Origin of the sequence: Mesorhizobium sp. M4B.F.Ca.ET.089.01.1.1 (assembly GCF_004022605.1) — a bacterium.
Classification (GTDB): Bacteria; Pseudomonadota; Alphaproteobacteria; order Rhizobiales; family Rhizobiaceae; genus Mesorhizobium; species Mesorhizobium abyssinicae.
In genome coordinates, this window is record NZ_RZOS01000983.1 from 1 (window position 1) to 898 (window position 898).

Annotated in this window: 3 protein-coding genes; all 3 read left to right on the forward strand. The window is 61.6% G+C overall.

What is annotated here, in order from left to right:
* Positions 1-114 precede the first annotated feature (114 nt).
* On the forward strand, positions 115-312 hold the full coding sequence (locus EN780_RS35495; RefSeq protein ID WP_127391231.1) for a hypothetical protein: 198 nt from the start codon (positions 115-117) through the stop codon (positions 310-312).
* Positions 305-727: a hypothetical protein gene (locus EN780_RS35500; protein ID WP_127391232.1), complete on the forward strand. Its 423-nt coding sequence runs from the start codon at positions 305-307 to the stop codon at positions 725-727. Before EN780_RS35495 ends, EN780_RS35500 begins: the two co-directional genes overlap by 8 nt.
* Positions 717-898: hypothetical protein (locus EN780_RS35505; RefSeq protein ID WP_133372921.1), on the forward strand; the 182-nt coding region annotated here is incomplete at its 3' end. The genes EN780_RS35500 and EN780_RS35505, both read left to right, overlap by 11 nt.

An 898-nucleotide genomic window follows, 5' to 3' on the forward strand; every position in this document is an offset into this window, starting at 1 on the left:
GTTCTGAGGACCCTCAGGTGTACAACCACTACGGTGTACGAATTGTACAGGCTGGGACCCAAAGAGGCCCGGCGACAACATCAACGCAACAGCAGAGAAGCAGAGGAATTTGAGATGCAGGACGAAGCGACGCGCCGGAAATGGCGTGAGTACAAGAGCAAGTGGCGCGCGGAGAACCCGGAGCGCAACAGGGAACTCGACAGCCGGGCCTATCACCGAAACCGCGAGACCATCAACCGGAAGCGCAAGGAGGTGCGGAAGCTGTTCGCGGAGTGGCGGCAGTCGTTGAAGGTGATGCCGGTCAATGACTGACCGTTACATCGAGATCATCCCCACAATCCGTGTGATCGAGACCGACCGCGAATGGATTGTCCAGGCGGTCGAGACGAAACGAACCCGTAGGCGCGGCGCTCAGTCGACCGGCGAATGGACCGACCGCGCATACCTCACCAGTCGGACGATGCTGAACGGCGAACTTAAACGCCTTGTTGGCAACGGTGCGATGAAGGCGGGCCTTGTTGGGCACGTCAGCCAAGCGGTTCTGGACTGGCTCGACAGCCTGCCGGATCGGCACCCGTCGCGCGAGGTCCCCACGGTGTTGGACATGCTGGAGGCGTCGACAGCGGGCAGCGAGCATGGTGAGACTTTCCATGACCATCTGCCGCTCATCGTGAGGCATGGGCCGCTGAGGTGGCGCAACGACCGGAATGCCCGCTTTGACCCTTGACGAAATCAGGCGGCGTGACTGGGTCGCGACTTATCCGGCGAAGGCCGCAGCCCTTGCCCTGATCGAGTGGTTGAACGCCGATGACTGGGAAATCTCATCGGAGCTTGACCGGAGGCTGCCGGGCATCGGCATCGACTGGACGAGCAGTTTTTCCGTGGCAGCCGAGCGGTG

Bases quoted from the DNA above. Each gene is read 5' to 3' on its own strand.
- EN780_RS35495 (WP_127391231.1), top strand. From the start codon at position 115: ATGCAGGACGAAGCGACGCGCCGGAAATGGCGTGAGTACAAGAGCAAG.
- EN780_RS35500 (WP_127391232.1), top strand. From the start codon at position 305: ATGACTGACCGTTACATCGAGATCATCCCCACAATCCGTGTGATCGAG.